This is a genomic window from Alterinioella sp. (assembly GCF_058343375.1).
On record NZ_JBTUJH010000001.1, the window covers coordinates 1 to 26,116 of the forward strand.

Below are 26,116 nucleotides of genomic sequence, written 5' to 3' on the forward strand. Positions count from 1 at the left end.
CCCCCCCCCCCCCCCCCCCCCCCCCCCCCCCCCCCCCCCCCCCCCCCCCCCCCCCCCCCCCCCCCCCCCCCCCCCCCCCCCCCCCCCCCCCCCCCCCCCCCCCCCCCCCCCCCCCCCCCCCCCCGGGTCGGCGCGCGTCAGCGCGGCGAAACCGGCCATGAAAGGCTCACCCCTGATCCGGGTCATCGGCCAGTGACAAGGTGCGCGCCCTCAACCAGGCCATGAACTGGCGCGGATGCTTGATCGGCTCCTCCCATTCCTGCGGCAGGATGGGGTTGCCGATGATCGGGGCCTGCGGTTTGTCAAAGGCCTTGACCACTTCATGCAAAAGCAATCCCTGCCGGATTGCAGGCGACACCCGGTTGGCCATCTGATAGGCGCGCGAATTCTTGCCCTGAAAATAGCACGGCACGATGGTGGCACCCGATTTTCGGATCATCTTGGCGGTGAACACGTTCCATTCCGCCTCGACCACCGGGCCGAACATGGTCTCGGATGCCGCCACAACGCCCGAGGGAAACAGTGCGATCAGCCCGTTATCGGCCAGATGCGCCATGCATTGGGCGCGCATGCGGATCATTTCGGCCTGCGCGTCGGGCTGGTGCGGAAACGGCACCGGGATCATGTAGCTGGCGGCGCTTTCATCAATTCCGGTCAGGATCGATCGGGTCAGAATGCGGTAATCATTGCGCCGCCGCCCGATCAGATCCGCCAGGATCATGCCATCGACCAGCCCATGCGCGTGGTTGGCGACAAAGACCACCGGGCCGGTCGCCGGGATGCGGTCAAGCTGATGGGCCGGCGTTTCCAGGTCGATGCCCATTATCTGCATCGTGGCGGGCCAGAACGCCTGCCCCTTGAACGTCCCCAAATTCTCAAAGGCGCGAACGCGCCGGATGATGGTCAACTTGCCGGTCATCCATTCGATCGTCTTGATGACGGTCCGGACCAGCGGCGAATCAAAACTGTTGGCATAAGTCAGCGAGCGGCGGTCATAGACGACCGGCACTTCGGGTTCCTGAACCGAGTTTTGCACCCGGTTATTGGGCGTTGTGATATCGGTCAACGCGCGAAAACCCCCCAATGGCACTCCATGTGGCCGCCTCACATGCCTTCGCCGAACTTGTCGGCAACGAGAGCAGCCAATGCCTCGGCCAGCGCCGTTGCTTCAGGCCCGCTGGTCTCAACCTCAATAGTGGTTCCAATCGAGGCTGCCAACATCAAAAGGCCCATGATCGAGTCTCCGGCGGCACTCAGCCCATCCTTGAAAACGTCAGCTGTGGCGTCAAAACCCTCAACCGTTTCAACAAATTTGGCCGATGCGCGGGCATGCAACCCCTTGATATTGACAATCTCAAGCCTCTGCCGGATGGGGGTCGTCATTCGGGCGTTCCGTCAAAGCTGTTGATGTAGCGCCGCCCTGCCTCGGCCGCCAGATGCACCGCATCGTCAACCGGCAGGCCGCGCGATTTGGCCAGTTTGATCAGCATCGGCAGGTTCACACCGGTCAGGATCTTGCGATTGGATGGCCGACAGGCGCGCAGCGACAGGTTCGACGGTGAACCGCCATACATATCGGTTACCACGACCACGCCATCGCCGGTATCGACCGCATCGGCGGCATCGCAGATCTCTCGCTGGCGGCGGGAGCGGTCATCATCCGGGCCGATGGAAATGGTGATCACGCCGGACTGACGCCCGACCACATGTTCCATGGCCCTGTGCAATTCACGCGCAAGGCCGCCATGTGCAACGATCACAATGCCGATCAATCTGACTGCTTTCCGGTGTTACAGGGCACGCTATGCACCCCGGCGTTCAATTTCCCGATGCCGTTTAGACACCTGCCAACCGGCTTGCGCAAGATGGGCCGCCAGTTTTTCGGCCATTGCAACCGACCTGTGTTGCCCTCCGGTACACCCGAAAGCCACGCAAAGATGGGCTTTTCCTTCATCTCGATAGGCCGGCAGCAGGGTTTCAAGCAGCGCGGTGACCTGGGCCAGAAATGTCGCAAACCGGGGGTCGGCGGTGATGTGCTCGACAACGGCCGGGTCGCGGCCGTCCAGATCGCGCAGCTCGGGCTGCCAATAGGGGTTGCTCAGGAACCGGCAATCAAGCACCAGATCGGCCCCGCTTGGCAGGCCGCGTTTATATGAGAAGGACTGGATCGACAGGGCCAGCTGTTGGTGTCCGCCCGGTGCGAACCAGCGCTGCACCTCGGCGCGCAGATCATGCGGCGTCAGGTCCGACGTGTCGATCAGGATGCCGGCGCGCGCCCGCACCGGGGCCAGCAGATCGCGTTCCAGCTCGATCCCCAGAATGGGCCGGTCCTCGGGGGCCAGCGGGTGGCGGCGGCGGGTTTCGGAATAGCGGCGCACCAGAACCTCGGGCGCACAATCGAGATAGACCAGATCGGTCAGATATTCGGGGTTTGCCGCCAGATGATCGACCGCGCCAATCAGCGCCTGCGCGGAATAATCGCGGTTGCGGGTATCGGTGCCAAGCGCCAGCGGACGGGCCAGCGGCGGACCGGCCAGAAGCCGTGGCAACAGCGTCAGCGGCAGATTGTCGATGGCCTCGAACCCGAGATCCTCCAGCGCCCGGATCGCGGTTGACCGCCCGGCACCCGATGGCCCTGAAACAAAGACGATGCGCATCGCCTCATCATCCTGATTGAAGGTCTCGCTCATGGCTTACTCCGCCCGTCCATGGGCCAGATATTGGCAGAGCGCGGCGGCAAGACAAGGGTGACCCCGCCCCAGGATCAACGCAACCGGCCCGCCCGGGGCCATGGTTTCGCGCCAGGGCGGCAGGCGGTCGGGCTCAGAGCGGTCAAGATCAACGACAACGCAAAGCGGGGCCGAGGCAACCGGGCGGGCTTGCAAAAGGCCGATGCCGCGCGCCTCGATCATATCGGGCGCGCTGTCCGGGCGGATCATTTGGTTTGCGGCATCAAGCCAGAGCCCGTCATCCGACACCAGGCGCGCCCCAAGGGCCATCATCTGCAGCGCGAGGCAGGATTTACCACTGCCCGCCAAGCCGATCACGGCCAGCCCGCGATCTGCCAGGCAAACCCCCGTGGCGCGCAGAAAAAACCCGTCTTCGGTGACGTGGCTGAAGGCATCGAGCCGGGTCAGATCAGCACCGGTCATGGCCTAGAGCGGCAGGCCGACGACAAAGCGCGCGCCGAGCGGTTCCGAGGTCAGGTCAGCCTCGGTCGGGCGGATGTTTTCGGCCCAGATCACGCCACCATGCGCCTCGACGATCTGCTTCGAGATCGCCAGACCAAGGCCGGAGTGATCGCCGAATTGCTGAACGGGGCGCTCCGAATAGAAGCGGTTGAACACTTTGGTCAATGCGGCTTCGGGAATGCCGGGGCCGGTATCCTCGACCACGATCAGCACACGATTATCACGCTGGCGCGCCCAGAGGCGCACCGCATCACCGGATTCGCAAAATGAGATCGCGTTGGTGATGAGGTTGACAAATACCTGCGCCAGGCGCCCTTCCAGCCCGTTGATACGGACCGGTTCGCCAGGCAGGTCGGAAATGAATTCGATGCCGCGCGAACGGGCGTCTTCGCCGTTATATTCCGCCAGGTTGGACAGCATGTGGACCAGGTCGAACTCGTCTTCCTCTTCCTTGACCAGGTCACTGTCGAGCCGCGAGGCGTTTGAGATGTCAGAGACCAGACGATCCAGGCGCCGCACGTCATGTTCGATAACCTCCAGCAGGCGCGCGCGCTGATCTTCGGTGCGCGCCACGCTCATGGTGCCGACGGCCGAGCGCAGCGACGCCAGCGGGTTCTTGATCTCATGCGCGACATCGGCCGCGAATTGTTCATTGCTGTCGATGCGGTCATACAGGGCCGCCACCATACCGCGCAGCGCGCCGGAAAGGCGCCCGATCTCATCGGGGCGACCGGTCAGATCGGGGATGCGCACGCGTGTCGGGCTCATCTTGCGGGCGTTCTTGTCTCGGCCCAGTTCGGCGGCGGCAGACAGATCCGATAGCGGGTTGGCGATGGTCGAGGCCAGCAGCAGACTAAGCCCGATGGACACCAAAAGCGCGATGAAGAACATTTGCAGGACCTGTTCGCGTTCGGCGCGGACCAGTTGATCAATCTCACCCGAGGCAGTGGCCAGCGCGACCACGCCGACAATGCCATTTGGCCCCTCGATCGGGGAGGCGGCGGTAAAGACGGCCCCGGTTTCGCTGGTGCCACCGCGCAGAACAGTGTTGCCGGCCAATGCATCGGCCACCATGGCGCGGGCCATGGCCTGGGTTGTTTCGGGCAGGCCCTCCAGCGTGCGCGACGAGAGCGCGCCGGCGATCAGATCCCAGACGGCATTGAGGAAATCGGTAATCGGCTGAGTGGTGAAATCAGGCTCGGTCAGACCCTGAACCGCGCGCGTGCCGCCCGCGTCGGTGGTGTCGGTCGAGGCCACCAGACTTTGATCTGTGGCAAACACAAACACATCCATGCCCTGCGCAAGGTTGAGAGAGGCCAGCACCTCTTCGGCATCAATGCCGTCGCGGGTCACGAGATTGGCGGGCGCGGTGCGCGGCAGGCTGGCCTCGAACACATTGGCCACCAGTTGCGCCTCGACCGCCAAAGCGCGTTCGCGCTGCATCACCAGAGAGTCGCGGAACGAGTTGAGATAGAGCACGCCCGCAACCAGCACCACAAGGGCAACCAGGTTGAACAGGATGATCTTGCGCGCCAAAGGCGAGCGGTTCAGCGAAATGAAGCCGCGCCGGGCCCGGGCATCCCTGAGCTCGGATTCGACCGCCCCCGCGGGACGGTCCCAATCTTCACCCAGAACAATCCCCGATCCATCGTCGGCGCGTCTGTTCGGTGTCCCGATATCGGAGGCCAGTGTCATCTACTCTTCGTTATATCTGTAGCCGATGCCGTAAAGCGTTTCGATCGCCGAGAAGTCGTTATCAACCTCACGCATCTTTTTGCGCAGGCGTTTGATATGACTGTCGATGGTGCGGTCGTCGACATAGACCTGTTCATCATAGGCCACATCCATCAGTTGGTCGCGCGATTTCACAAAGCCGGGGCGTTGCGCCAGAGCCTGCAACAGCAGGAATTCCGTGACGGTCAGCGAGACATCAAGGCCTTTCCACTTTACCGCGTGGCGCAGCGGATCCATCGTAAGCTGGCCGCGTTCCATGACCTGGCTTTCCTCGGGCGAATCGGTCGCATCCGAGGCAATCGCCTCCTGACGCCGCAGGATCGACCGGATACGTTCGACCAGCAGGCGCTGCGAAAACGGTTTGCGCACGTAGTCGTCAGCCCCCATGCGAAGGCCCATCAGCTCATCAATCTCATCATCCTTGGAGGTGAGAAAGATCACCGGAACCGCGCTTTTCTGGCGCAGACGCTGCAGGAGATCCATGCCGTCCATCCGCGGCATCTTGATATCCAGCACGGCAAGTTCGGGCATCCGGCGCGAAAACGCATCCAGAGCCGACTGACCGTCATTATAGGTTTCTACTTCAAATCCTTCCGCTTCCAATGTCATGGAAACGGAGGTCAGGATATTCCTGTCATCATCGACAAGTGCGATCCTCGACATTGTGATGTGTCCTTATTGCTGCCCGATTTATGTTATTTTTTTGTCATTGTCTTGGTTTCGGGCTTTAGAATCAATCTCTAAGTTGCGAATCACCTTTCACACCATGCCCATTTCCTAACCAAACCTGCTTAAAGCGGCGCTAACAGCGTGATTTTGGCCACAGTTGGTTGCGCTAACTGTGCGATTGCGCCCTGTTCACTGCCGAAATCGCCATGTTATAGGGGGTGAATTGCGGCTGGTTTGCTCCGGTTTCGCGCTTGATTAACCTACCAGACGCCGGGCAGACCGGCGCAGGAGCTTGCAGTATGATCTCAGGACGCGTGAACCCGGCACAGACGCTGGAAGCCCAGGGCATTTCAGACCTCGGAGCGGTTCACTACAACCTGCTGGAGCCCGCGCTGATCGAAGCCGCCATCAAGGCTGGCGAAGGCACGCTTGGCCAGGGCGGCGCATTTCTGTGCAGCACCGGCAAACATACCGGCCGCTCGCCCAATGACAAGTTCGTGGTCCGCACCCCCGGCGTCGAAGACACCATCTGGTGGGACAACAACCAGCCGATGGACCCGACCGCCTTTGACCGGCTGCATGCCGACATGCTGGCCCATATGAAGGGCGGCGAATATTTCGTGCAGGATCTTTATGGCGGGGCCGATCCGGAACACCGGCTGGATGTGCGCCTGGTCACCGAACTGGCCTGGCACAGCCTGTTCATCCGGCACATGCTGCGCCGCCCGGCAAGCGACGAGCTGGATGGTTTCGTGCCGGAATACACCATCATCAACTGCCCCAGCTTTCAGGCTGATCCGGCGCGCCACGGGTGCCGCTCTGAAACCGTCATCGCGCTGAATTTCGACGCCAGGCTGATCCTGATCGGCGGCACCGCCTATGCCGGTGAGAACAAGAAATCGGTCTTTACGCTGCTCAATTACATCCTGCCCGGCAAGGGCGTGATGGCGATGCATTGTTCGGCCAACCACGCGGTTGGAGATCCTCAGGATGCCGCGATTTTCTTTGGCCTCAGCGGCACCGGAAAAACCACCCTTTCGGCTGATCCGGCGCGGGTGCTTATTGGCGATGATGAACATGGCTGGTCGGAAAAGGGCATCTTCAACTTTGAGGGCGGCTGCTACGCCAAGACCATCAATCTGCGCCAGGAGGCCGAGCCCGAGATCTTTGCCACCACGACCAAATTCGGCACCGTGATCGAAAACATGGTCTATGACCCCCACACCAAGGCGCTGGATTTCGACGATGACAGCCTGACCGCCAATATGCGCTGCGCCTATCCGCTGCATTATATCTCGAACGCCTCCGAGACAGCGATGGGCGGGCAGCCCAATACCATCATCATGCTGACCTGTGATGCCTTTGGCGTGCTGCCGCCGATTGCGCGGCTGACACCGGCGCAGGCGATGTATCATTTCCTGAGCGGCTTCACCTCCAAGGTTGCCGGCACCGAACGCGGCGTGACGGAGCCCGAGCCGACCTTTTCCACCTGTTTCGGCGCGCCCTTCATGCCGCGGCGCCCCGAGGTCTATGGCAAGCTGCTGCACGACAAGATCGCGCATCACGAAGCGACCTGCTGGCTGGTCAATACCGGCTGGACCGGCGGTGCCCATGGCACCGGCAGCCGGATGCCAATTCGCGCCACAAGGGCATTGCTGACCGCCGCACTGGATGGCACGTTGAGCCAGGGCGAGTTTCGCCGTGACCCGAATTTCGGCTTTGACGTGCCCACCGCCTGCCCCGGCGTGGCCGAGGTGCTGCTGGACCCGCGCCGCACCTGGCATGACCACACCGCCTATGACGCGCAGGCCACAAAGCTGGTCGGTATGTTCGCGGAGAACTTTGCCCAATACGTGCCCTTCATCGACGATGACGTAAAGGCGGCTGCAATCAGCTGAGATCGTCCGAACATTGCCGACGGAATCGAAGGGTCCGCCAGATTTGCGGGCCCTTTTTTCCGGCAGGGCATCGGCTCAGGCCGCCTGGGCCGCCAGCCGGGCCGCGACCGGAGGCATCGAACGGCTGGAGGCCTATATCGCCGCCTGGGGCAACTACATTCCACAGATCCACGGCGTCGCCATGGCGTTGATGTCACTCCAGGACCATGATTCCGAGGCCCGCATTGCCTGGGCGGGCCGCGAAACCGCCATGCGCGAAGGTTGCGCGGCGGCAATCATGGCGTTGGAACGTGATGGCAAACTGACCCCGGCCTTGTCACCGGAGGCAGCGACCGATCTGCTATGGACACTTCTTTCGGTGCGCAACTGGGACCGTATGGTGCAGGATTGCGGCTGGTCGCAGGCCACCTATATCGCCCGAATGCAGCGGTTGGCACGCGCAGCGTTGATCGCGGATTAATCCACCGGCGCGTGCAGCGCGGTTTCAGGCGGGGCAATCCCACCCCGATTGCCAATCTCGATCGAGCCATAGCGCTGCGCAAAAACCGGCGGCAAAAGGCGATCACCGGGCAGCGACAACCAAAGGCGCAGCAGATGGCGGCAATGTCCGGGCCAAGCCAGGCCGCAGGGCCGGTGAAACGGGCAGGCAGATCGGCCAGATCAATGCGCATGCCCGCAAAATCACGCGAAAAACGCGCGGCGGACAAGGTTCAACCCCGCGACCAGCAGGACCAGCATCGTCGCACGCAGAAACTGGGGCCGGTCCATGCGGTCCTGCATCCGCTGCCCGGCCCACATGCCCGCCAGTGCCGGCACCACCAGCAGCGCCGAAAACGGCACCGTTTCGGCGTTCAGAACGCCCGAACGCAGATGCGAGGCCAAAAGCACGATGCCACCCAGGAAATAGACCATGCCCTGCACGCGCACATGTTCGCGCTTTTCAATATCCAGCGATGTCAGATAGGCCACCGTGGGCGGCCCCCAGATCGCCGAAAGCCCACCCAGCACACCGCCAAACGCGCCGAACAGAACCGTCGCCAAGGCGCGCCGATGCGGGGCCACACGCAATTGCCAACCGATCAGTTGCGTGGCCGAAAACAGCGTGATTGGCACGCCGATGGCGGCATAGAACAGCCATTGCGGCAGGGCCAGCACCAGCTGCGCGCTGACCACCATGACCCCAAGCCCGATGGTGATGAACGGCCAGTGCCCACGGATCGAGCTGAGCGCGCCGCCAAGCCCCTGCCGGAAAGCCTGCCAGATATTGGTGACGACAGCCGGAAGAATCAGCCCGGCCAGCGCAATCTCGGGTGCCAGTATCGCGCCAAGCCCCGATATGATGATCAGCGGCAGGGCAAAGCCCACGGCCCCTTTGACGAAGCCGCCCAGAAAGGTGATCACCAGCGCCAGCGCGAACAATGGCATCGGAACCAGATCGAATATCGCGCCCATGCGGCCCTCATGAATTGCCCGATCGCAGCCTTATACTACCATGGCGAATCCTGCATCCCGCGATTTCCCCTGCGACATTAATTGTCTTGGCGGGGCCATCTCACGAATTATTCTTGCGCTGCACCTGCGAAAGGAATATCCCGGTCGCCACCCGAGACCCGAAGATTTCCGATGCCCCATCACGGAGCCGCCATGCCCACCGATACCCCCCGCACCGCCCTTCTGGATGATCTGCTGACCCTGACCGGGGCCGCCGTCGCGCCGGTCGCTGCCCTGTTGGAAACCGCGACCGACAAGATGCGCGCATTGGTCAGCGTTGAGGCCCGTGTTTCTGCTGAAAAACTTGAGGAAAACCAGGTCGCAGCGCATGGCCTGGCCTGGCTGGCAACCTATGTCGAAGCGTTGCGCCAGATGCAGGCATGGGCCGAGAAACTGACCGCGGACGGTCAGTTCGGCGAGATCGAGGCGCTGATCCATCAGATCGCATTTGGCGAATATCTCTGGCAGATCTATGGCGGCATCGCGATGAGCCAGGGCGAGATTCTGCGCCTGCAAGATATCGGCCTGTCACAAGATGATCAGCGCACCATGATGACCGACGCAATCGTGACCCTGACGCAAGCCGGCAATACCCAGGCCGCGCGCAGCAGCCTGGTGGCGCTGATGCAGGATCAGGCGGGTGCCGCCACCTATGGCGCGACCGGCCTTGAGGATGAGCTTGAGATGATCCGCGACCAGTTCCTGCGCTTTGCCCGCGAAAAGGTGGAACCGCACGCCCATGACTGGCATCTCAACGATGAACTGATCCCGATGCAGATCATCGAGGAGCTGGCCGAGATGGGCGTGTTCGGCCTGACCATCCCCGAGGAATATGGCGGCTTCGGGCTCAGCAAGGCCTCGATGGTCGTGGTCAGCGAGGAACTCAGCCGTGGCTATATCGGGGTCGGATCGCTCGGCACCCGATCCGAGATTGCCGCCGAGCTGATCCTGTGCGGCGGCACCGAGGCGCAAAAGGCGCATTGGCTGCCGAAAATCGCCAGCGCCGAGATCCTGCCGACGGCCGTCTTTACCGAACCCAATACCGGCTCGGATCTGGGCAGCCTGCGCACCCGCGCCGTGAAAACCGGAGATGGCTGGGAAGTGACCGGCAACAAGACCTGGATCACCCATGCCGCGCGCAGCCATGTGATGACGCTGCTGGCGCGCACCGATCCGGGCAGCACCGACCATCGCGGCCTCAGCATGTTTCTGGCCGAAAAGATCCCCGGCGATGACGCAAACCCCTTTCCGACCCCCGGCATGACCGGCGGCGAGATTGAAGTGCTCGGCTATCGCGGCATGAAGGAATACGAGCTGGCCTTTGACGGCTTCAAGGTGGCCGAGGAAAACCTGCTTGGCGGCCAGACCGGGCAAGGCTTCAAACAACTGATGCAGACATTCGAGTCCGCCCGCATCCAGACCGCCGCCCGCGCCATTGGCGTGGCGCAATGCGCGCTGGATCTGGCGATGCGCTATGCCCAGGACCGCAAGCAGTTCGGCAAATCGCTGATCAATTTTCCGCGTGTCTCCGGCAAGCTGGCAATGATGGCGGTCGAGATCATGGTGGCACGCCAGCTGACCTATTATTCAGCCTGGCAAAAAGACCATGGCAAACGCTGCGATCTTGAGGCCGGGATGGCCAAGCTGCTCGCGGCCCGCATCGCCTGGGCCGCGGCCGATAACGGCTTGCAGATCCATGGCGGCAACGGGTTTGCCCTGGAATACAAGATCAGCCGCGTTCTGTGCGACGCGCGGATCCTCAATATCTTTGAAGGGGCCGCCGAAATTCAGGCGCAGGTGATTGCGCGGCGGCTGATTGGCTGACCTGATGAAACGCGCCCGACCGTTTCAGGCCGGGCGCATCTGTGGTCAGTATCTCGGGCAGGGCCGCACGTCGATGCGACCATCCGCACGCTTATAGCCACATTGGCCGGTCTGATTGTTGCGCGCCACTTCGGCACCGATGGCCGCCCCGGCAAGCGACAATCCGATTGTCCATCCGGTGTTGGCATCCACCAGTTCGGACACCCCGAACCCGATCAGTGCCCCGGTAGCGGCACCGCCGTAAATCCGTTCCTGCGGTGTGCAGGTCGCCCCTGCCAACACCACGACAATTGCTGTAATTGCAAAATACTTTCGCATCATGACTCTCCTTCCCAGGTTGTGCAGTCAGCTTCATATGCAAAGCCGAGTCTACCAGCCCGGCAAAATCCTGTCTCGATCTGTGTAAACGCGGTGCCCGTATGGCGAATTGCCGCCAGACAGGAAACAGCGGTTTGCGCCGCTCCTCAGATCGCGCCGCGCCGCGCCAGCAGATCGACAAACCGCATTCGCGCGGCGGGAACCGGCCGATCGCCCTGCGCCTGCGCCAGATTCTGCGTCAGGAAATGCCCGGTCACCTGCAACCCGGCCAGAATATCGGCCAGATCGGCCCCGGTGCTGCCCGGGCGCAGACTGTCGGGCAGGGGCAGCAGCCGGTCGGCCCAGTCCCCGGCGCTGTCGGCATGGACCGCGCGGCCGGTGCGCGGTGATATGAAAGCCAGCCCATCGCGCCGCCCGGTCACGGCACAGCGGTCAAGATCGAGACCAAACCCCATTTCATCGAGCAATGCCAGTTCCCACCTGAGATAGACCCGCGGCCAGCCCGTTGCCGCAAGCGCATCCAGCAGAGCCAGCGACCGATCATAGAGGGCCGGATGCGGCTCGCGATCCGGCAAGGTGAACCGCAACAACGCACAAACCGCACTCAATCCGGCCAGGGCCAGCGCATCGCCCAGAATATCAGCGGCGCGCGGTTTTACAGGTTCAACGCTGAACGCCCCCAAATGATCCTCCAGCCGCGCCCGCCAGGTCAGATCCAGCTGCGCACCGGGTTGCAGGACCGGACCCATGCGCCGCCCCGCACCGCCGCGAACAACGCCTGAATGCAGCCCGTGGACATGGGTGAACACGTCAATTATCGCGGCATTTTCGCCATGCTTTCGCACCGCCAGCAAAACGCCATCTTCCCGCCATTCCATATCTGCTGATCCTATCCCGCCGCGGCCCCGCTCCAACCCCCTGTTTCTTCTTTGCAGCAAATACTCCCGCCGGAGGCTCCGACATTTGCGCCGGACGATCCCCTTTGAAATACCACAAAATGGCTCAACCCGAGGAGCGCCGGCCACAAGAAGCCCCGCGTCGCCGGCCTAATCCAGCCCCGGCTGGTCCAGCAAATGCCGCCCGGCGCGGTCTTCCACCTCGATCACCCACAGATCGGGGTCAAATTCGCGCTGACGGGCCACCGACGCATCAACCGCCGCCTCATCGCCCGCGGCCAGCTCCACCCAGGCGCGTTGCCCGCGCATCAGATCAAAACTGCGCTGCATCAGCCGCGCCTGCCCGTCCAGCGTATTGAGCTTGATCAACACCGCGCCACCGGTGTCATCGCCATGCGCCACCACGAACCCGGCAATATCCGCCAGCCGGAGCCGCGCCAGATAGGCCTGCACCCAGAACTCCGAGGTCAGTCGCATTGCTGCCACCCTGCCCGAACCGGCCATCGCATCTCAGCCGCCATCGCTGAAGTTGAGACCCATTTCGGTATATCGCTCGGCATCGTTCAGCCAGCCCGGGCGCACCTTGATCTGAAGAAACAGATGCACCTTGCGATCCAGAAATGCCTCCAGCTCCTCGCGGGCGGCCTTGCCCACTGCCTTGATGGTCTCCCCCTTCTTGCCAAGCAAAATACCCTTATGGCCGTCGCGCATGACATAGATGATCTGGTCGATCTTGGTGGATCCGTCCTTGCGGTCCTCCCAGGATTCGGTCTCTACCGTCAGCTGATAGGGCAATTCCTGATGCAGCCGCAGCGTCAGCTTTTCCCGGGTCATTTCAGACGCAATCATCCGCATCGGCAGATCGGCAATCTGATCTTCGGGGTAAAGCCACGGGCCTTCCGGCACCACGCCAGCCAGCCATTTGCGCAGATCGGTGACGCCGTGGCCTTTCTCAGCCGAAATCAGAAAGGTCTGCTCGAAATCAAATCGCGCGTTCATGTCCTGGGTCAGCGCCAACAGCACCTCGGCCCGCACCCGATCGATCTTGTTCACGGCCAGGGCCACGCGGCGGCCCTCGGCGCGGGTGCTCAGACCCTCCAATATGGCCTCCACCCCGGCGGTGACACCGCGTTGCGCCTCGATCATCAGCACCACCACATCGGCGTCAGCCGCGCCGGTCCAGGCCGCGGCAACCATGGCCCGGTCAAGCCGCCTGCGCGGACGAAACAGCCCCGGCGTATCGACAAAGACAATCTGGGCCTCACCTTCCATCGCCACGCCCCGAATGCGCGCCCGCGTGGTCTGCACCTTATGCGTGACGATCGAGACCTTGGCCCCGACCATCCGGTTGAGAAGAGTGGACTTGCCCGCATTGGGCTCACCGATCAGGGCAACAAAGCCCGCGCGTTTGGTCATCTTGGATCATCCGTTCTGGGTATAGGGCGATGTACAGGCAAACTGCGGCCATGGCCAGTTCCCGTTATGCAACGCCGCCATGCGGAAGAATTTTCGGGGAAAATTCTTCGGGGCGCAAAAATCTTCAGGAAGATTTTTCGCCGCCAAGCCGGTCCAGCAGCGCCTGTGCCGCGGCCTGTTCGGCCTGTCGTTTTGACCGCGCCTCGGCCCGTGCGACATCGCCGGTCTGCATCCGGGCCTCTACCGTGAACACCGGCGCGTGATCGGGGCCGGACCGGCTGCGCTCGGTATAGGATGGCGGCGTCTGGCCGCGCGCCTGCGCCCATTCCTGAAGCGCCGTCTTGGCGTCGCGGGCGTCGTCCTCGACCTCTGCGACGCGCGGCCCCCACAGCCGCAAAATCACTTCGCGCGCCACCGCGTGGCCGGCATCGCAGTAGACAGCGGCAATCACCGCCTCCATTGCGTCGCCAAGCAGCGCGTCCTTGCGCCGCCCGCCGGTCTTCATCTCGGATTTGCCCAGTTTCAGCACCACGCCCAGATCAATCTGGCGCGCGACATCAGCGCAGGTTTCCTTGCGCACCAGCGCGTTGAAACGCGGCGCAAGACGGCCCTCGGGCGCGGATTTGTCCTGGTCCAGCACAGCCTCGGCCATTACCAGCCCCAACACCCGATCACCCAGAAATTCCAGCCGCTGATTATCGGGCCGCGTGTCTGACGATAGCGAGGCATGGGTAAGCGCACGGATCAGCAGCTCCGGATCGGCAAACACATGCCCCAACCGGTCACAAAAGGCGCGCAGATCGGCCGACAGTTTCACTCGACCGCCCGAAAGAACCTGTCCCGCCGCCAGGTCCAGAAATAGATCATGCGTTCTCCGGCAGACGAGAACATGATGCGATCGGCCCGCCCGATGATGTTTTCATATGGCACGAATCCAACCCCCCCGATCGAACGTGGAAAGCGGCTGTCCTGGCTGTTATCGCGGTTGTCACCCATCACGAAAAACTGCCCTTCGGGCACGGTGAATACCGGCGTGTTATCGCCAAAGCTGCCGCTTTCGATATCGAGGATGGAATGTTCCACACCACCCGGCAGCGTTTCGGTATAGCGGTCTTTCAAGCATTCGCCACCCCGCCCCACCGGCCCGTTTGAACAGCGTGGCAGATGGCCGATTGGGCCTTGCGGTTCAAAGACTTCGCTGAAGGGCTCTTCGGGCTCCAGCGTCGCGGCCTCGCCGTTGATATAGAGCACACCGTTGCGCACCTGTATGGTGTCGCCCGGCAGGCCGATCACCCGTTTGATGAAATCGGTGCCGTTGACCGGATGGCGAAACACGATGACATCGCCGCGCTCGGGCTCGGCCCCCCAGATACGCCCCGAAATAGGACAGAGCGAAAACGGGCAGGAATAGCGCGAATAGCCATAGGCCATCTTGTTGACGAACAGGAAATCCCCGATCAGCAGCGTGTCTTTCATCGATCCCGACGGAATCCAGAACGGCTGAAAAAACAACGTGCGAAATACGCCCGCAATCAAAAGCGCGTAGAAGACCGTTTTGACCGTCTCCAAAATGCCGTCCTTTTTACGGGCTGCTGCTGCCATTCTTACTGCCTCTTTTCATCGCACCTGTCGGGGGTTTCACATGAGCCTTGCCGCGCCCGGTGTCAAGCAAGAGACCGGCCCGGAGCGGCAGGCGGCGAAGGCTGCCAGCCCATGCCCTCGGGCATCGCATAAATCACCACGAAAGCCTGCGCCCAGGGGTGATCGTCGGTCAGGCTGACATGGATCGTGGCTTCCATGCCGTCAGGCGTCATTGCTATCAGGCGTTCGCGCGCCCATCCCGTGACATGCATGATGGGCTGGCCACTGCGCAGATTGGTCACCGCCATGTCTTTCCATGCGATGCCCATGCGCAGCCCGGTGCCAAGCGCCTTTGAGCAGGCCTCTTTGGCGGCCCATCGTTTGGCGTAGCTGGCTGCCGGGGCCTGGGTGCGTTCGGCGCGCCGCTGTTCGATCTCGGTGAATACGCGGGCGCGGAACCGGTCGCCGAAACGCTCCAGCGTGCCCTCGATACGGTCGATATTGGCCAGATCTGTGCCGACACCCAGGATCATCTCAGCCCCTCTCGATATCATAGACGCAAATGCCATCCGCGCCGCCGCACAGCGCTGCCAGACGCTCTGCAAAGACCAGATGGCGCGGGTCGGCGGCGTAGCGGGCCAAAGCGGCACGATCCCGAAATCCGGCAATGAACCCGTAAGGGTAGTCCTGCGATTTGCCTTCGACGTCGATATTCGGGCCGTGGCTGATGGTCAGGAAACCGGGGATCTTGCCGACCAGCCCGGCCAGCCCCGACACCACAATTGCGCAGCCGGTCAGGTCGGTGGGGTCTTGCAGCTTCAACAACACGATATGGTCGATCATGTCAGCCGCACCGTCAAATTCTTCTGACCCACCGCCCGAACGCGCATTGCCCGAACGCGCATTGCCCGGGCGCTGGCCCCGGTAAGATCGCCCACGCACCGCCCCGTCGGCTTCGCGTTTCCCGCTATCGCCGGTGCCGCGGGGGCCGGGCCGCTGCCCGACTGGCACCGCGCAAAGAGCCGCATCAGGAAATCGACGGCGCTCATTTGGCACCCCCCGCGGGCGGCGCGAGCGGCGGCACCCTGGCCGCTTCGTCATAGGCGGCAACAACAGTGCCAAGCGCCTGATTGATTGTCAGATACAACACCGCGGATGCAATCGCATCGCCACCAATCAGGTTCTGGACCGGCAGGCTGACGATCAACCCCTGCGCTGGATCATAGCGCGCGGCGATGGCCCCCATATCGAGGCTGTAAAACCCTGAACTGGCGTTGCCGGAGACAAGCGAGCACAGCGCAAAGGGCGCATCCGGGGCGGGATAGGTCACCATCAGGTGAAAGGAACCCAGCGCCGGTTCCCCCACATCCAGCGCAATCACGCGGATATCGCCATTGGCGTAATGGCGAATGGTTTCGGCATAGGGGGCATAGATATTGCGGGCATTTGCCTCAAACCTGTCGCAATCACGCACCGATTGCGCAGCGGCGGCCCAGGGGTAGGCACCGGCCATGAGCGCAGCAAGCAGCAGCCACCTGGCCTGTCGCGCCCTCATGCCCGTGCCTCTGCGATGACGCGCTGCATTTCAGCCATCGCCGGAGCGAGGCCGCGAAAGATCGCCTCACCAATCAGGAAATGCCCGATATTGAGTTCCGCCACTTCGGGGAAAGCCGCCACAGGAGCCACCGTGTCATAGGTCAGCCCGTGACCGGCATGAACCTCCAGCCCCAGCGAATGGGCAAATTCCGACATCTCGCGCAGGGCCGCGAGTTCGCGGTCGCTCTCGGCCAACCGGGCCTCGGCAAAGGCATCGCAATAGGCCCCTGTATGCAGCTCGATCACATCCGCACCGATGCGCGCCGCGGCCTCGATCTGGGTCCGGTCGGCACTGATGAAGATCGACACCCGGCAGCCCGCCGCACGCAGGGGCGCAATGAAGCCTGCCAGCCGCTGGTCTTCGCGCAATACATCCAGCCCGCCCTCGGTGGTGCGTTCGGCGCGCCTTTCGGGCACGATACAGACGGCATGCGGTTTGTGGCGCAGCGCAATGGCCTGCATCTCATCGGTTGCGGCCATCTCGAAATTCAGCGGAACAGTCAGTGCCGCTATCAGATTGTCGATATCGGCATCCGAGATATGGCGGCGATCCTCGCGCAGATGCGCGGTGATGCCATCGGCCCCGGCTGCCTCGGCCAGCAGGGCGGCGCGCACCGGATCAGGGGTCGTGCCACCGCGCGCGTTGCGCAGCGTGGCGACGTGGTCGATATTCACCCCGAGCCGGGGAAGATTGGTCATGGCAAAGGCTCCGTTCTGAAGCAATGGCGTTATTCGGCCCGTTGCTGCGCCTGAGCCTTCAGTTTCTCTACCTTCGCGCGCAGCTTGGCAATACGGCGCTGCTGATAGGCACGGATCACCGGCACGGTCAGGTAATAGCAGATGGTGCCGGCAATCAGCCCCGGAATGATGCCGCCGATCATGAACGGGTAGAACACAGAGTCGTAAAACCCCAGAAGTTCATCCCAGTTTGCGACACGATCCGTGAACATGGCCATGAAATTGTGCCGCAGGTCCCGCCACGCACCGGCAAATGCCTGACCAAGCCCATGCCCGATGCCGCCGCCGGTGATTGGCAGGCCCAACAGAAAATTCCCGGTTTCCAGCGAAATCAGCGCAATCGGCACATAGGTCAGCGGATTGCCGATAAAGGTGGCCAGCAGGGCTGCCAGAATATTGCCCCGCATCATCCGCGCCAGCAGGGCGGCAATGACAAAATGAAGCCCATAAAACGGGCTGAACACGGTAAAGGCCCCGGCAAAGACACCGCGGGCGATGGATTCAGGCGTGCCCGGCAGGCGGTGCAGACGGTGGCGAATATACTGAATGGCCCGGCCCCACCCGCCCCGCGGATAAAACCAGTGCGCAACCACTGTCAGCCAGGGGCGGGCATCTCTGCGTCGGAACACCATGGGGTGTTCGTCCTCCAATATATATCGCCCCGCGTCAGGGGCGCCGGCCAAGGTCTCGGAACCGCTCCAGCGTGGCAACATCACTATCGGCCTCAACGGCCATCATCACGGCATATAGATGTTCTGCGTCTCTTACCTCTACATCAACAAGCAGGCGGAAGAAGTCCGGTTTTCTGTCAATGAAGTGCAGGTCCGAGATATTGGCGTTCTGCTCGCCAATCAATGTGCATATGCGCCCCAACACGCCTTTATCGTTGCTCATGGTGATGTTGATCGTGACATTGTGAACAGCAGCGTGGCGGCCTTCGGTCCAATGCAGGTCGATCCAGTCATTGGCCATGGCATCCAGATCGGCCAGTGCCGGGCAGTCGATGGCATGCAATATCGGGCCGCGCCCCTTGTAGGGAACGCCGACGATGCGTTCACCGGGCACCGGCTGACAGCATTGCGCGCGATCGGCCTCGGTTCCGGCGGGCAGGCCGATAACCGCCCGCGGCACGCCCTCTTCCTCACCCCGGTCGCGCACCAGTTCGGGATAGAGCGCGGCCACAACCTCGCGCGCCGAGATCTCGGTGGCCCCGATCCGTGCCAGCACCTCTGCCCCGCTTGGCAGGTTCAGCGTCTTGGCCGCGGTTTCCAGCGCCTTGTCGGTGGCTTTCTTGCCGACATGTTCAAAGGCCACGCGCGCCAGTTCCTGACCCAGACGGATATAGCGGCCGCGGTCTTCTTCGCGCAAAAGGCGGCGGATGGCGGATTTGGCGCGCCCGGTGGTGACAATATCGATCCAGGTGGCCTGCGGCGTCTGGCCTTCGGCTGTCATGATCTCGACCGACTGACCGTTTTTCAACCGGGTCCAGAGCGGCACCCGGATACCATCGACCTTGGCCCCGACGCAGTTATGCCCGATCCTTGTGTGAATGGCATAGGCCATATCCAGCGGAGTAGCACCTTTTGGCAGTTTCACCACATCGCCCTTGGGCGTGAAGCAGAACACCTGATCGGAATACATCTCCAGCTTGACATGTTCGAGGAATTCATCGTGATCCTCGGCCATTTCAAAGCGCTCGCTGAGACCTGCCAGCCATTTCGCGGGATCGACGGCAAAGGGGTTTTCGGCCCGCACGCCGTCCTTGTAGGACCAATGCGCCGCGACACCCGATTCGGCGACCTCATGCATCTGGCGGGTGCGGATCTGGACCTCGACCCGTTTGCCGTCGCGCCCCGATACCGTGGTGTGAATGGAGCGGTAGCCGTTCGATTTCGGCTGGCTGATATAATCCTTGAACCGACCCGGCACCGATTTCCAGCGCTGGTGAATGGCACCCATCACACGGTAGCAATCATCCTCGGTATCGGTGATCACCCGGAAACCGTAAATATCCGAGAGCCGGGAAAACGCCATTTCCTTCTGCTCCATCTTGCGCCAGATCGAAAACGGCTTCTTGGCGCGGCCAAAGACCTGACCGGTGAGCCCGTGTTTTTCCATCACCGCCTCGATATCGTCGGTGATTTTCGGGATCACATCGCCGGATTCCTTTTGCAGCACCACAAAGCGGCGCATGATGGATTTGCGGGCATCCGGGTTGAGCACCGAAAAGGACAGATCCTCCAGCTCATCACGCATCCACTGCATCCCCATGCGGCCGGCCAGCGGCGCATAGATATCCATCGTCTCATGCGCCTTTTGCGCCTGCTTGTCGGGGTGCATATGGCGGATCGTGCGCATGTTGTGCAGCCGGTCCGCCAGCTTGACCAGAATGACCCGCAGATCCTTGGACATGGCCATCAACAGCTTGCGAAAATTCTCTGCCTGTTTGGTTTCGCGGCTGCTGAGCTCCAGATTGGTCAGCTTGGTGACGCCATTGACCAGCTCGGCCACATCGGCACCAAACAACCTGAGCACCTCCGCATAGGTGCCCTTGGTATCCTCGATCGTGTCATGCAGCAGGGCGGTGGCAATGGTGGCATCATCCAGCCGCTGTTCGGTCAGGATCGCGGCCACCGCCACGGGATGCGTCAAATAGGGCTCGCCCGACCGGCGGGTTTGCCCCTTATGCATCTCATCGGCATAGGCATAGGCCCCGCGCAGCAGAGCCTCATTGGTTTTCGGGTTGTAATTGCGCACCAGGCTCAGCAGGTCATCGACATCAATCATGATGGGCCTGTCCCCGGTTCGAGACTCAGCGCTGGCCTTGCGCTTCCATCAACTGGCGCAGCATCTGCTCTTCCGACATGTCGTCGGCGGCAGGGCGATCGGCCTCGACACCCTGCAACAGCGCCATCGCGTCCTCTTCAGGCTCATCGACCTCGATCTGGGTCTGATTGCTTTCGATCAGGCGTTCGCGCAGATCATCGGCCAACTGCGTCTCTTCCGCAATCTCGCGCAAGGATACGACCGGGTTCTTGTCATTGTCGCGGTCGATGGTCAGCGGCGAGCCCGCCGCAATTTCGCGCGCCCGATGGGCGGCAAGCATAACCAGTTCAAACCGGTTCGGAACCTTGTCAACGCAATCTTCAACCGTCACGCGGGCCATATGATATCTCCGGGGCTTTATTTCTTGAGGAAACGCGAGGTGACTATCTATCCACCACAAGGGGGATTGACAAGGCCCTCATTGCCCCGCCAACGCCACGATGCCGGCCAGATCGGCACCAGCCAGCGCATCGCGCATTCGGGTGACGCTTTGGCCGGTCACCGGATGGCACCAGTCGGGCGCAATATCGGCCAGCGGGACCAGCACGAAACCACGTTCCTGAAGCCGAGGATGCGGCAAGATCAGCGTCGGCGGCGTCTGCGATCCGGCGTCGGTCAGATCCATCTGCCGCCAGGCGGCGTGGGTTTTTTCATCCGGCAGAACCTGCGCGCCCAGCGCCAACAGATCCAGGTCGAGCACGCGTGCCGCCCATCTTTGCCCCCGCACCCGGCCAAAATCAGCCTCGATGCCATGCAGGATAGCCAACAGATCCGCCGCGCTGCCCGCCCAGTCCAGCGCCAGACACGCATTGACAAACTCGGGGCCTGATCCGGCCGGATATGCCGGAGTGCGGTAAAACCGCGACACTTCCGGCACCGTGCCCGTGGCCCGCCCGACGGCATAAATAGCTTCAGACACAGTATTTTCTGGCGGTCCGGCGGCCGAGATCAGATTTGACCCCACGCCAACCAGCGCCTTTGTATGCGTGTTGTTACAGACCGGGCGTTGCAAACTGGATATGACCCCTTATTCTCAGTCTATTGTCGACCGTAATTGTTTGTCATTTCATTTCACACTCATGGATTGCGGTCGATGCCATTTCACTCACGGGACCAGACACATGTTTTATCGGGACGAAAGGTTGGCGCTGTTTATTGACGGCTCCAATCTCTACGCAGCGGCGAAAGCGCTGGCATTCGATATTGACTACAAGCTTCTGCGCAAGGAATTCATGCAGCGCGGCAAGCTTCTCAGGGCGTTCTACTACACGGCGCTTCTGGAAAATGACGACTATTCGCCGATCCGACCGCTGGTCGACTGGTTGCATTATAACGGCTTTACCATGGTCACCAAACCGGCCAAGGAATTCGTCGACAGCCAGGGCCGGCGCAAGGTCAAGGGCAACATGGATATCGAACTGGCGGTGGATGCGATGGAGATCGCGCCATATGTCGATCATATCGTGCTGTTCTCGGGCGATGGCGATTTCCGCCCGCTGGTCGCATCCCTGCAACGCAAGGGCGTGCGCGTCTCGGTGGTGTCCACCATCCGCAGCCAGCCGCCGATGATTGCCGATGACCTGCGCCGTCAGGCCGACAATTTCATCGAACTCGACGAGCTGAAAGATGTCGTTGGCCGCCCGCCACGCGAACCGCGCGTGATGGATCCTGAGGCATATGAGATCGAAGAAAGCTGAGCCTTTCGAACCACCGCCATACCTGCCCCGGCCCCGCGCCGGGGCAGGTTCAAGTCAGGCCCCGGCCCTGCGAAACAGGCTGTATTGGAACCGCTGCTCAGCGCCGCCCGGCGTGACATGGGTAAAGCGCCCATCCTGCATCGGCGTGAACATGTCCGGGGCCAGATCCGCGATTCGCGCCGCCAGATCCGCCGGGCTGTAACGCTGCACCGGCAGCCCGGAACATTTTTCGGGCCCGTCCTCGGCAAAACTCATTATCACCGCGACCCCGCCGGGGGTAAGCGCTTTGGCCATCACCGCCAGATACCGCACCTGGTCGGCCGCATCCGTCAGGAAATGAAACACCGCCCGGTCATGCCACAGGTCATAGGCGCGATCCGGCGTCCAGAGCGTCACGTCGGTTTCGATCCAGGTGACATGGGCCGACGGGCCGCCGATCCGGTCGCGCGCGCGCGACAGCGCCGCGCCCGACAGATCCAGCACCGTCAGATTGCGATAGCCCCGCGCCAGCAAAGCCTCCGGCAGATGCGAGGCCCCGCCACCGACATCAATAACACTATCCTCGGGCCCGGTATGGGCGGTGATCAGATCAACCGACAGCGTCGGATCTTCCTGAAACCAGCTTACCTGACCGGGTTCTTTGGTCTTGTAGACCTGTTGCCAATGCTCCCGCCGCTCGGCCATGCCTGCCCCCTTGTTTTCTCGATCCGTCAGACCGGCCCATCATATTCGCCGCGTGCAGGGTAGCTGTTTTCGATCGCAAAATCGACGGCACCCAGAAGTTCCGAGATATGCGGGCGCACAAACGGCATAGTCTGGACCGACATGTAATACAGGGTCTGGTCGGGATTCACCAAAAACAGCCCCGGTTCCACGAACAGCGCCGGTTCCTCGATCCCGATCGAGGTCTTGCCGCGCCCGGTCGAGATATAAAGCCCCCAGTCACGCGCCATATTCAGCGCCAGATCATAGGCATAACGCAGCGTGCCGCCGCCCACCTTTTCGGCCATCGCGCGGGCGCGGTCCTGCCCGTCCGAAGATACGGCCACGCAGCCGATGCCGCGTTCAGCGAATTTGGCGACATGGGCCTCCAGCTCGCCCAGATAGCGCACGCAAAGCGGGCAATGCAGGCCGCGATAGAAACACAGGACCGTGCCGCGTTCGCCGGTCTCTGCCGACAGGTCGAACCCTTTGCCATCCAGGGTGGGCAGGGTGAGGTCGGGGGTTGTCTGGCGCGGGATCAGCATGCTCGGGTCCATTTCCGATTGCGGCAATCCTCAACTCTGCACCCGAACAGGGCCAGCCGCAATATCCGGGAGATCACAGGCGCGTGTCCGCCGGTTGCCTCTGGACGGCGGCGCGCCCGCGGCTTACCTCTGGGGCGACCCGCGACACCGAGGCCCCGCCGATGACCAAACTGCCCCTCACCCTCTATCTGGCCGCCCCGCGCGGGTTCTGCGCCGGGGTCGATCGCGCCATCAAGATCGTCGAGATGGCGTTGGAAAAATGGGGCGCGCCGGTCTATGTCCGTCACGAGATCGTGCATAACACATATGTCGTCGATGACCTGCGCGCCAAGGGGGCCGTCTTTGTCGAACATCTGGCCGACTGCCCCGATGACCGGCCGGTGATCTTTTCGGCCCACGGGGTGCCCAAATCGGTGCCCGCCGCCGCCGAGGCGCGCAACATGATCTATGTCGATGCCACCTGCCCGCTGGTGTCCAAGGTCCATAACGAGGCGCAGCGTCACCATGCGAACGGGTTGCAGATGGTGATGATCGGCCATGCCGGACACCCCGAAACCGAGGGCACGATGGGGCAATTGCCCGAAGGCGAGGTGCTGCTGGTCGAGACCGAGGAAGATGTCGCCCGGCTGAACCCGCGCGATCCCGAAAAGCTGGCCTTCATCACCCAGACCACCCTGTCGGTCGATGACACAGCCGCCATTGTGGCCGCGCTTCAGGCCCGGTTTCCCGCCATTATCGGCCCGCATAAGGAAGATATCTGCTACGCCACCACCAACCGGCAGGCGGCGGTCAAGGCCATCGCGCCGCGCGCCGATGCCATTTTAGTGGTGGGCGCGCCAAATTCCTCCAACAGCCGGCGGTTGGTCGAGGTCGGGGCCAAGGCGGGCTGCGCCTATAGCCAGTTGGTGCAGCGCGCCGAAAACATCGACTGGCGCGCACTTGAGGGGATCCGCGCGCTCGGGCTCACCGCCGGGGCCTCGGCCCCCGAAGTGCTGGTGAACGAGGTTATCGAGGCCTGTCGCGCACGGTTTGACGTGACCGTGGAATATATCGAAACCGCCGTGGAAAATGTCGAATTCAAGGTGCCGCGCATATTGCGTGAAATGGCCCGGTAAGGGCCCGGCAAATGCCCGGCAGGGAGCGGATCAATCTGCGCCCCGAAAAGCGGGGAACGCCATGCAGGCGATGATCATCGGGGCCGGACCGGCCGGGCTTGCAACGGCAGCCTGCCTGCAGGAGGCAGGCAGGAAAGGGCTGACATGGCCGACAGCAAGACCATCCGGATTTATGGCGAACGCGCCCAGGACTATCTGAACCTCAAGCCCGCGAAAATTCAGGATGACGCGCTGGCGGAGTTTCTGGCGCAGGTAATTCCCGGCGGCCATATCCTCGATCTTGGCTGCGGGCCGGGGGTGCAGGCCGCGGTCATGCAGATAGCAGGTTTTACCGTCACCGGTTTTGATGCCACGCCCGATTTCGTGACCGCCGCCCGCGCCCGGGGCGTCGACGCCCGGCTGGCCACGTTTGATGATCTGACCGAACAGGCCCAGTATGATGGCATCTGGGCCAGCTTCAGCCTGCTGCACGCGCCGCGCGCCGAATTCCCCCGCCATCTGGCCGCTTGTCACCGGGCGCTGAAACCGGGCGGGGCCCTGTTTCTGGGCCTCAAACTGGGCCAGGGCGAGGCCCGCGACAGCATCGGCCGGTTCTACAGCTATTATTCCGAGGAAGACCTGCACCAAGCCCTTGGCACCGCAGGATTCTCTGATATCACGGCTCAAACCGGCGCGGGGCCTGGCCTGGCCGGAAATGTGGAGCCTTTCATCCTGATGACCGCACATGCCTGAACTTTTCGCCTATACCGATGGGGCCTGTTCGGGCAATCCCGGCCCCGGCGGGTGGGGCGCGCTGCTGATCGCGCGCGCGGGCGAGACGATCGTCAAGACCCGCGAATTGAAGGGCGGCGAGGCCGAGACCACCAATAACCGGATGGAATTGCTGGCCGCAATCGCCGCATTGGAAAGCCTGACCCGGCCTTCATCCCTGACCATCGTGACCGACAGCGCCTATGTGAAAAACGGCGTCACCACCTGGATCCATAACTGGAAACGCAACAACTGGCGCACATCCGCCAAGAAACCTGTCAAGAATGTCGATCTGTGGAAACGCATCGACGCGGCGCAGGCGCGCCATGACGTGACCTGGGAATGGGTCAAGGGTCATGCCGGCCACCCCGAGAATGAGCGCGCCGATGAACTGGCCCGCGCCGGAATGGCCCCGTTCAAGCCGGGCGCGTAAGGCGGCCTGGCGCGGGCCATTGTGGATCACCCACAGCGGCATGCGGCACCACCCGGAACATGCCCGGCAACTGGAGGACCAATGCACGTCTCGCAATAGCTGAGACAGGGTGCATCGCCGGGCGCGTTGAAATCCTTGATGTCAGGCCGCGTTAAAGTGAGTCAGGTTTTTTCGAGAGATGCTATATTTGCGGCACCAGCGTTTCGGGCAGATGCCGGCCAATTTTCGGGATCATTTCATGGTGCCATCCGGCGAATGCATGCTGGCGCGGCTCGATGGGGCGGCGGTCGCCATTGTGATGCTGAAACCGATTGCACCCCCCGAATTTGCCCGCGACGATCCCGGCGTTATCAGTCTGCGGGTGGTTTTGCAGCCTATCATCAAGGGCTGATCCGGTTTTCATTCTGATTGTCGAACCTGCATTCGGGCCGGGCGTGGCTCAGCGCTGCCCGCGAATGGCGCGCCAGGCCCAGATCAGAAACACCGCGCCCAGAAAGGCCCCCAGAAAACCCGCGAACATGCCGAACACGGTCATCAGCAACCGCAGCACCAGCCCGCCGATAATGGCCCCCAGAATGCCGATGCCGACCGTGGTCAGCATGTCGGCCTCCAGCTTCATGACCCGCGTGGCCAGAAACCCCGCCGCCGCGCCGATGATAATGATATAGAGAACCATCATGGTGATATGCCCTTTCG

33 protein-coding genes are annotated in these 26,116 nt (G+C 62.4%); 8 read left to right on the forward strand and 25 right to left on the reverse strand.

Translation table 11 applies throughout. The features are described 5' to 3' along the window. Positions 1–166: 166 nt before the first annotated feature. From ACW8PS_RS00005 to ACW8PS_RS00035, 7 genes are read right to left on the reverse strand one after another with little or no spacing between them, the layout of a single operon-like run. Positions 167–1,066 carry a lysophospholipid acyltransferase family protein gene (locus tag ACW8PS_RS00005; RefSeq protein WP_491525194.1) on the reverse strand — a complete coding sequence of 300 codons (900 nt, stop codon included), beginning with the start codon at positions 1,064–1,066 and terminating at the stop codon, positions 167–169. A gap of 38 nt (positions 1,067–1,104) precedes the next feature. Next, complete coding sequence (locus tag ACW8PS_RS00010) at positions 1,105–1,383, reverse strand: HPr family phosphocarrier protein (RefSeq protein ID WP_491525195.1); 279 nt, start codon at positions 1,381–1,383, stop codon at positions 1,105–1,107. Beyond that, positions 1,380–1,772 carry a PTS sugar transporter subunit IIA gene (locus ACW8PS_RS00015; protein ID WP_491525196.1) on the reverse strand — a complete coding sequence of 131 codons (393 nt, stop codon included), beginning with the start codon at positions 1,770–1,772 and terminating at the stop codon, positions 1,380–1,382. The genes ACW8PS_RS00010 and ACW8PS_RS00015 overlap by 4 nt, the downstream gene beginning before the upstream one ends. A 30-nt stretch (positions 1,773–1,802) precedes the next feature. Continuing rightward, positions 1,803–2,690, reverse strand: a complete 888-nt coding sequence (gene rapZ / locus ACW8PS_RS00020) for an RNase adapter RapZ (protein WP_491525197.1) — start codon at positions 2,688–2,690, stop codon at positions 1,803–1,805. A 3-nt stretch (positions 2,691–2,693) separates the two neighbouring features. Next, on the reverse strand, positions 2,694–3,152 hold the full coding sequence (locus ACW8PS_RS00025) for an HPr kinase/phosphorylase (protein WP_491525198.1): 459 nt from the start codon (positions 3,150–3,152) through the stop codon (positions 2,694–2,696). A 3-nt stretch (positions 3,153–3,155) separates the two neighbouring features. Then, on the reverse strand, positions 3,156–4,886 hold the full coding sequence (locus ACW8PS_RS00030; RefSeq protein WP_491525199.1) for a sensor N-terminal transmembrane domain-containing protein: 1,731 nt from the start codon (positions 4,884–4,886) through the stop codon (positions 3,156–3,158). Further along, positions 4,887–5,588 (reverse strand): response regulator transcription factor, encoded by a 702-nt coding sequence (locus ACW8PS_RS00035; RefSeq protein ID WP_491525200.1) that lies wholly within the window; start codon positions 5,586–5,588, stop codon positions 4,887–4,889. A 305-nt stretch (positions 5,589–5,893) separates the two neighbouring features. Between ACW8PS_RS00035 and ACW8PS_RS00040 the strand changes: the two genes are divergently transcribed. Continuing rightward, a complete protein-coding gene (locus tag ACW8PS_RS00040) occupies positions 5,894–7,492 on the forward strand; it encodes a phosphoenolpyruvate carboxykinase (protein ID WP_491525201.1) in 1,599 nt (532 codons plus the stop codon). 43 nt (positions 7,493–7,535) lie between these two features. Continuing rightward, positions 7,536–7,952, forward strand: a complete 417-nt coding sequence (locus ACW8PS_RS00045) for a hypothetical protein (protein WP_491525202.1) — start codon at positions 7,536–7,538, stop codon at positions 7,950–7,952. Positions 7,953–8,173: 221 nt separating this feature from the next. On the opposite strand, the gene ACW8PS_RS00050 is transcribed toward ACW8PS_RS00045, so the two are convergent. Further along, the gene (locus ACW8PS_RS00050; RefSeq protein ID WP_491525203.1) at positions 8,174–8,944 is read right to left on the reverse strand and encodes a sulfite exporter TauE/SafE family protein; all 771 of its coding nucleotides are present in this window, start codon (positions 8,942–8,944) and stop codon (positions 8,174–8,176) included. 171 nt (positions 8,945–9,115) lie between these two features. Here ACW8PS_RS00050 and ACW8PS_RS00055 point away from each other — a divergent pair, with 171 nt between their 5' ends. Beyond that, positions 9,116–10,807, forward strand: coding sequence for an acyl-CoA dehydrogenase family protein (locus ACW8PS_RS00055; RefSeq protein WP_491525204.1), 1,692 nt, complete (start codon positions 9,116–9,118; stop codon positions 10,805–10,807). Positions 10,808–10,852: 45 nt separating this feature from the next. On the opposite strand, the gene ACW8PS_RS00060 is transcribed toward ACW8PS_RS00055, so the two are convergent. The 14 genes from ACW8PS_RS00060 to folK all read right to left on the reverse strand — a co-directional run bounded on the left by ACW8PS_RS00060 (position 10,853) and on the right by folK (position 21,142). Continuing rightward, positions 10,853–11,125 carry a glucose-6-phosphate isomerase gene (locus ACW8PS_RS00060; RefSeq protein ID WP_491525205.1) on the reverse strand — a complete coding sequence of 91 codons (273 nt, stop codon included), beginning with the start codon at positions 11,123–11,125 and terminating at the stop codon, positions 10,853–10,855. 146 nt (positions 11,126–11,271) lie between these two features. Then, a complete protein-coding gene (gene recO, locus ACW8PS_RS00065; protein ID WP_491525206.1) occupies positions 11,272–12,003 on the reverse strand; it encodes a DNA repair protein RecO in 732 nt (243 codons plus the stop codon). A 168-nt stretch (positions 12,004–12,171) separates the two neighbouring features. After that, the gene (locus ACW8PS_RS00070; protein ID WP_491525207.1) at positions 12,172–12,498 is read right to left on the reverse strand and encodes a DUF1491 family protein; all 327 of its coding nucleotides are present in this window, start codon (positions 12,496–12,498) and stop codon (positions 12,172–12,174) included. A gap of 33 nt (positions 12,499–12,531) precedes the next feature. Further along, a complete protein-coding gene (gene era / locus ACW8PS_RS00075) occupies positions 12,532–13,437 on the reverse strand; it encodes a GTPase Era (RefSeq protein WP_491525208.1) in 906 nt (301 codons plus the stop codon). A 124-nt stretch (positions 13,438–13,561) separates the two neighbouring features. Continuing rightward, positions 13,562–14,254, reverse strand: coding sequence for a ribonuclease III (rnc, locus tag ACW8PS_RS00080; protein ID WP_491525209.1), 693 nt, complete (start codon positions 14,252–14,254; stop codon positions 13,562–13,564). Next, entirely contained in the window at positions 14,251–15,039 is a 789-nt protein-coding gene (gene lepB, locus ACW8PS_RS00085; protein ID WP_491525210.1) for a signal peptidase I, read from the reverse strand. The genes rnc and lepB overlap by 4 nt, the downstream gene beginning before the upstream one ends. Positions 15,040–15,101: 62 nt before the next feature. After that, positions 15,102–15,551 (reverse strand): holo-ACP synthase, encoded by a 450-nt coding sequence (acpS, locus tag ACW8PS_RS00090; RefSeq protein WP_491525211.1) that lies wholly within the window; start codon positions 15,549–15,551, stop codon positions 15,102–15,104. A 1-nt stretch (position 15,552) separates the two neighbouring features. After that, entirely contained in the window at positions 15,553–15,861 is a 309-nt protein-coding gene (locus tag ACW8PS_RS00095) for a Dabb family protein (RefSeq protein ID WP_491525212.1), read from the reverse strand. Positions 15,862–16,063: 202 nt separating this feature from the next. After that, positions 16,064–16,573, reverse strand: a complete 510-nt coding sequence (locus tag ACW8PS_RS00100) for a hypothetical protein (RefSeq protein WP_491525213.1) — start codon at positions 16,571–16,573, stop codon at positions 16,064–16,066. Then, positions 16,570–17,313 (reverse strand): pyridoxine 5'-phosphate synthase, encoded by a 744-nt coding sequence (locus ACW8PS_RS00105; RefSeq protein ID WP_491525214.1) that lies wholly within the window; start codon positions 17,311–17,313, stop codon positions 16,570–16,572. Before ACW8PS_RS00105 ends, ACW8PS_RS00100 begins: the two co-directional genes overlap by 4 nt. A gap of 29 nt (positions 17,314–17,342) precedes the next feature. Next, positions 17,343–17,984 (reverse strand): DUF2062 domain-containing protein, encoded by a 642-nt coding sequence (locus tag ACW8PS_RS00110; RefSeq protein ID WP_491525215.1) that lies wholly within the window; start codon positions 17,982–17,984, stop codon positions 17,343–17,345. Positions 17,985–18,018: 34 nt separating this feature from the next. Continuing rightward, positions 18,019–20,139 (reverse strand): RelA/SpoT family protein, encoded by a 2,121-nt coding sequence (locus tag ACW8PS_RS00115; protein ID WP_491525216.1) that lies wholly within the window; start codon positions 20,137–20,139, stop codon positions 18,019–18,021. A gap of 25 nt (positions 20,140–20,164) precedes the next feature. Continuing rightward, complete coding sequence (gene rpoZ / locus ACW8PS_RS00120; protein WP_491525217.1) at positions 20,165–20,518, reverse strand: DNA-directed RNA polymerase subunit omega; 354 nt, start codon at positions 20,516–20,518, stop codon at positions 20,165–20,167. Between the two features lie 78 nt (positions 20,519–20,596). Beyond that, on the reverse strand, positions 20,597–21,142 hold the full coding sequence (gene folK, locus ACW8PS_RS00125; protein ID WP_491525256.1) for a 2-amino-4-hydroxy-6-hydroxymethyldihydropteridine diphosphokinase: 546 nt from the start codon (positions 21,140–21,142) through the stop codon (positions 20,597–20,599). Between the two features lie 157 nt (positions 21,143–21,299). Between folK and ACW8PS_RS00130 the strand changes: the two genes are divergently transcribed. Continuing rightward, positions 21,300–21,875 (forward strand): LabA-like NYN domain-containing protein, encoded by a 576-nt coding sequence (locus tag ACW8PS_RS00130; RefSeq protein WP_491525218.1) that lies wholly within the window; start codon positions 21,300–21,302, stop codon positions 21,873–21,875. A 54-nt stretch (positions 21,876–21,929) separates the two neighbouring features. Here ACW8PS_RS00130 and ACW8PS_RS00135 read toward each other — a convergent pair whose 3' ends face one another. Together ACW8PS_RS00135 and ACW8PS_RS00140 are read right to left on the reverse strand one after the other, a co-directional pair. Further along, on the reverse strand, positions 21,930–22,559 hold the full coding sequence (locus ACW8PS_RS00135) for a class I SAM-dependent methyltransferase (protein WP_491525219.1): 630 nt from the start codon (positions 22,557–22,559) through the stop codon (positions 21,930–21,932). A gap of 26 nt (positions 22,560–22,585) precedes the next feature. After that, entirely contained in the window at positions 22,586–23,122 is a 537-nt protein-coding gene (locus ACW8PS_RS00140; RefSeq protein WP_491525220.1) for a peroxiredoxin-like family protein, read from the reverse strand. A 161-nt stretch (positions 23,123–23,283) separates the two neighbouring features. On the opposite strand from ACW8PS_RS00140, the gene ispH reads away from it, so the two are divergent. The 4 genes from ispH to ACW8PS_RS00160 all read left to right on the forward strand — a co-directional run bounded on the left by ispH (position 23,284) and on the right by ACW8PS_RS00160 (position 25,811). After that, on the forward strand, positions 23,284–24,237 hold the full coding sequence (gene ispH / locus ACW8PS_RS00145) for a 4-hydroxy-3-methylbut-2-enyl diphosphate reductase (RefSeq protein ID WP_491525221.1): 954 nt from the start codon (positions 23,284–23,286) through the stop codon (positions 24,235–24,237). Between the two features lie 144 nt (positions 24,238–24,381). Then, complete coding sequence (locus ACW8PS_RS00150; protein ID WP_491525222.1) at positions 24,382–24,969, forward strand: class I SAM-dependent methyltransferase; 588 nt, start codon at positions 24,382–24,384, stop codon at positions 24,967–24,969. Then, the gene (gene rnhA / locus ACW8PS_RS00155; protein ID WP_491525223.1) at positions 24,962–25,420 is read left to right on the forward strand and encodes a ribonuclease HI; all 459 of its coding nucleotides are present in this window, start codon (positions 24,962–24,964) and stop codon (positions 25,418–25,420) included. The genes ACW8PS_RS00150 and rnhA overlap by 8 nt, the downstream gene beginning before the upstream one ends. Before the next feature lie 238 nt (positions 25,421–25,658). Continuing rightward, the gene (locus ACW8PS_RS00160) at positions 25,659–25,811 is read left to right on the forward strand and encodes a hypothetical protein (protein ID WP_491525224.1); all 153 of its coding nucleotides are present in this window, start codon (positions 25,659–25,661) and stop codon (positions 25,809–25,811) included. 48 nt (positions 25,812–25,859) lie between these two features. On the opposite strand, the gene ACW8PS_RS00165 is transcribed toward ACW8PS_RS00160, so the two are convergent. After that, positions 25,860–26,099, reverse strand: coding sequence for a GlsB/YeaQ/YmgE family stress response membrane protein (locus ACW8PS_RS00165; RefSeq protein ID WP_491525225.1), 240 nt, complete (start codon positions 26,097–26,099; stop codon positions 25,860–25,862). Between the last annotated feature and the right edge of the window lie 17 nt (positions 26,100–26,116).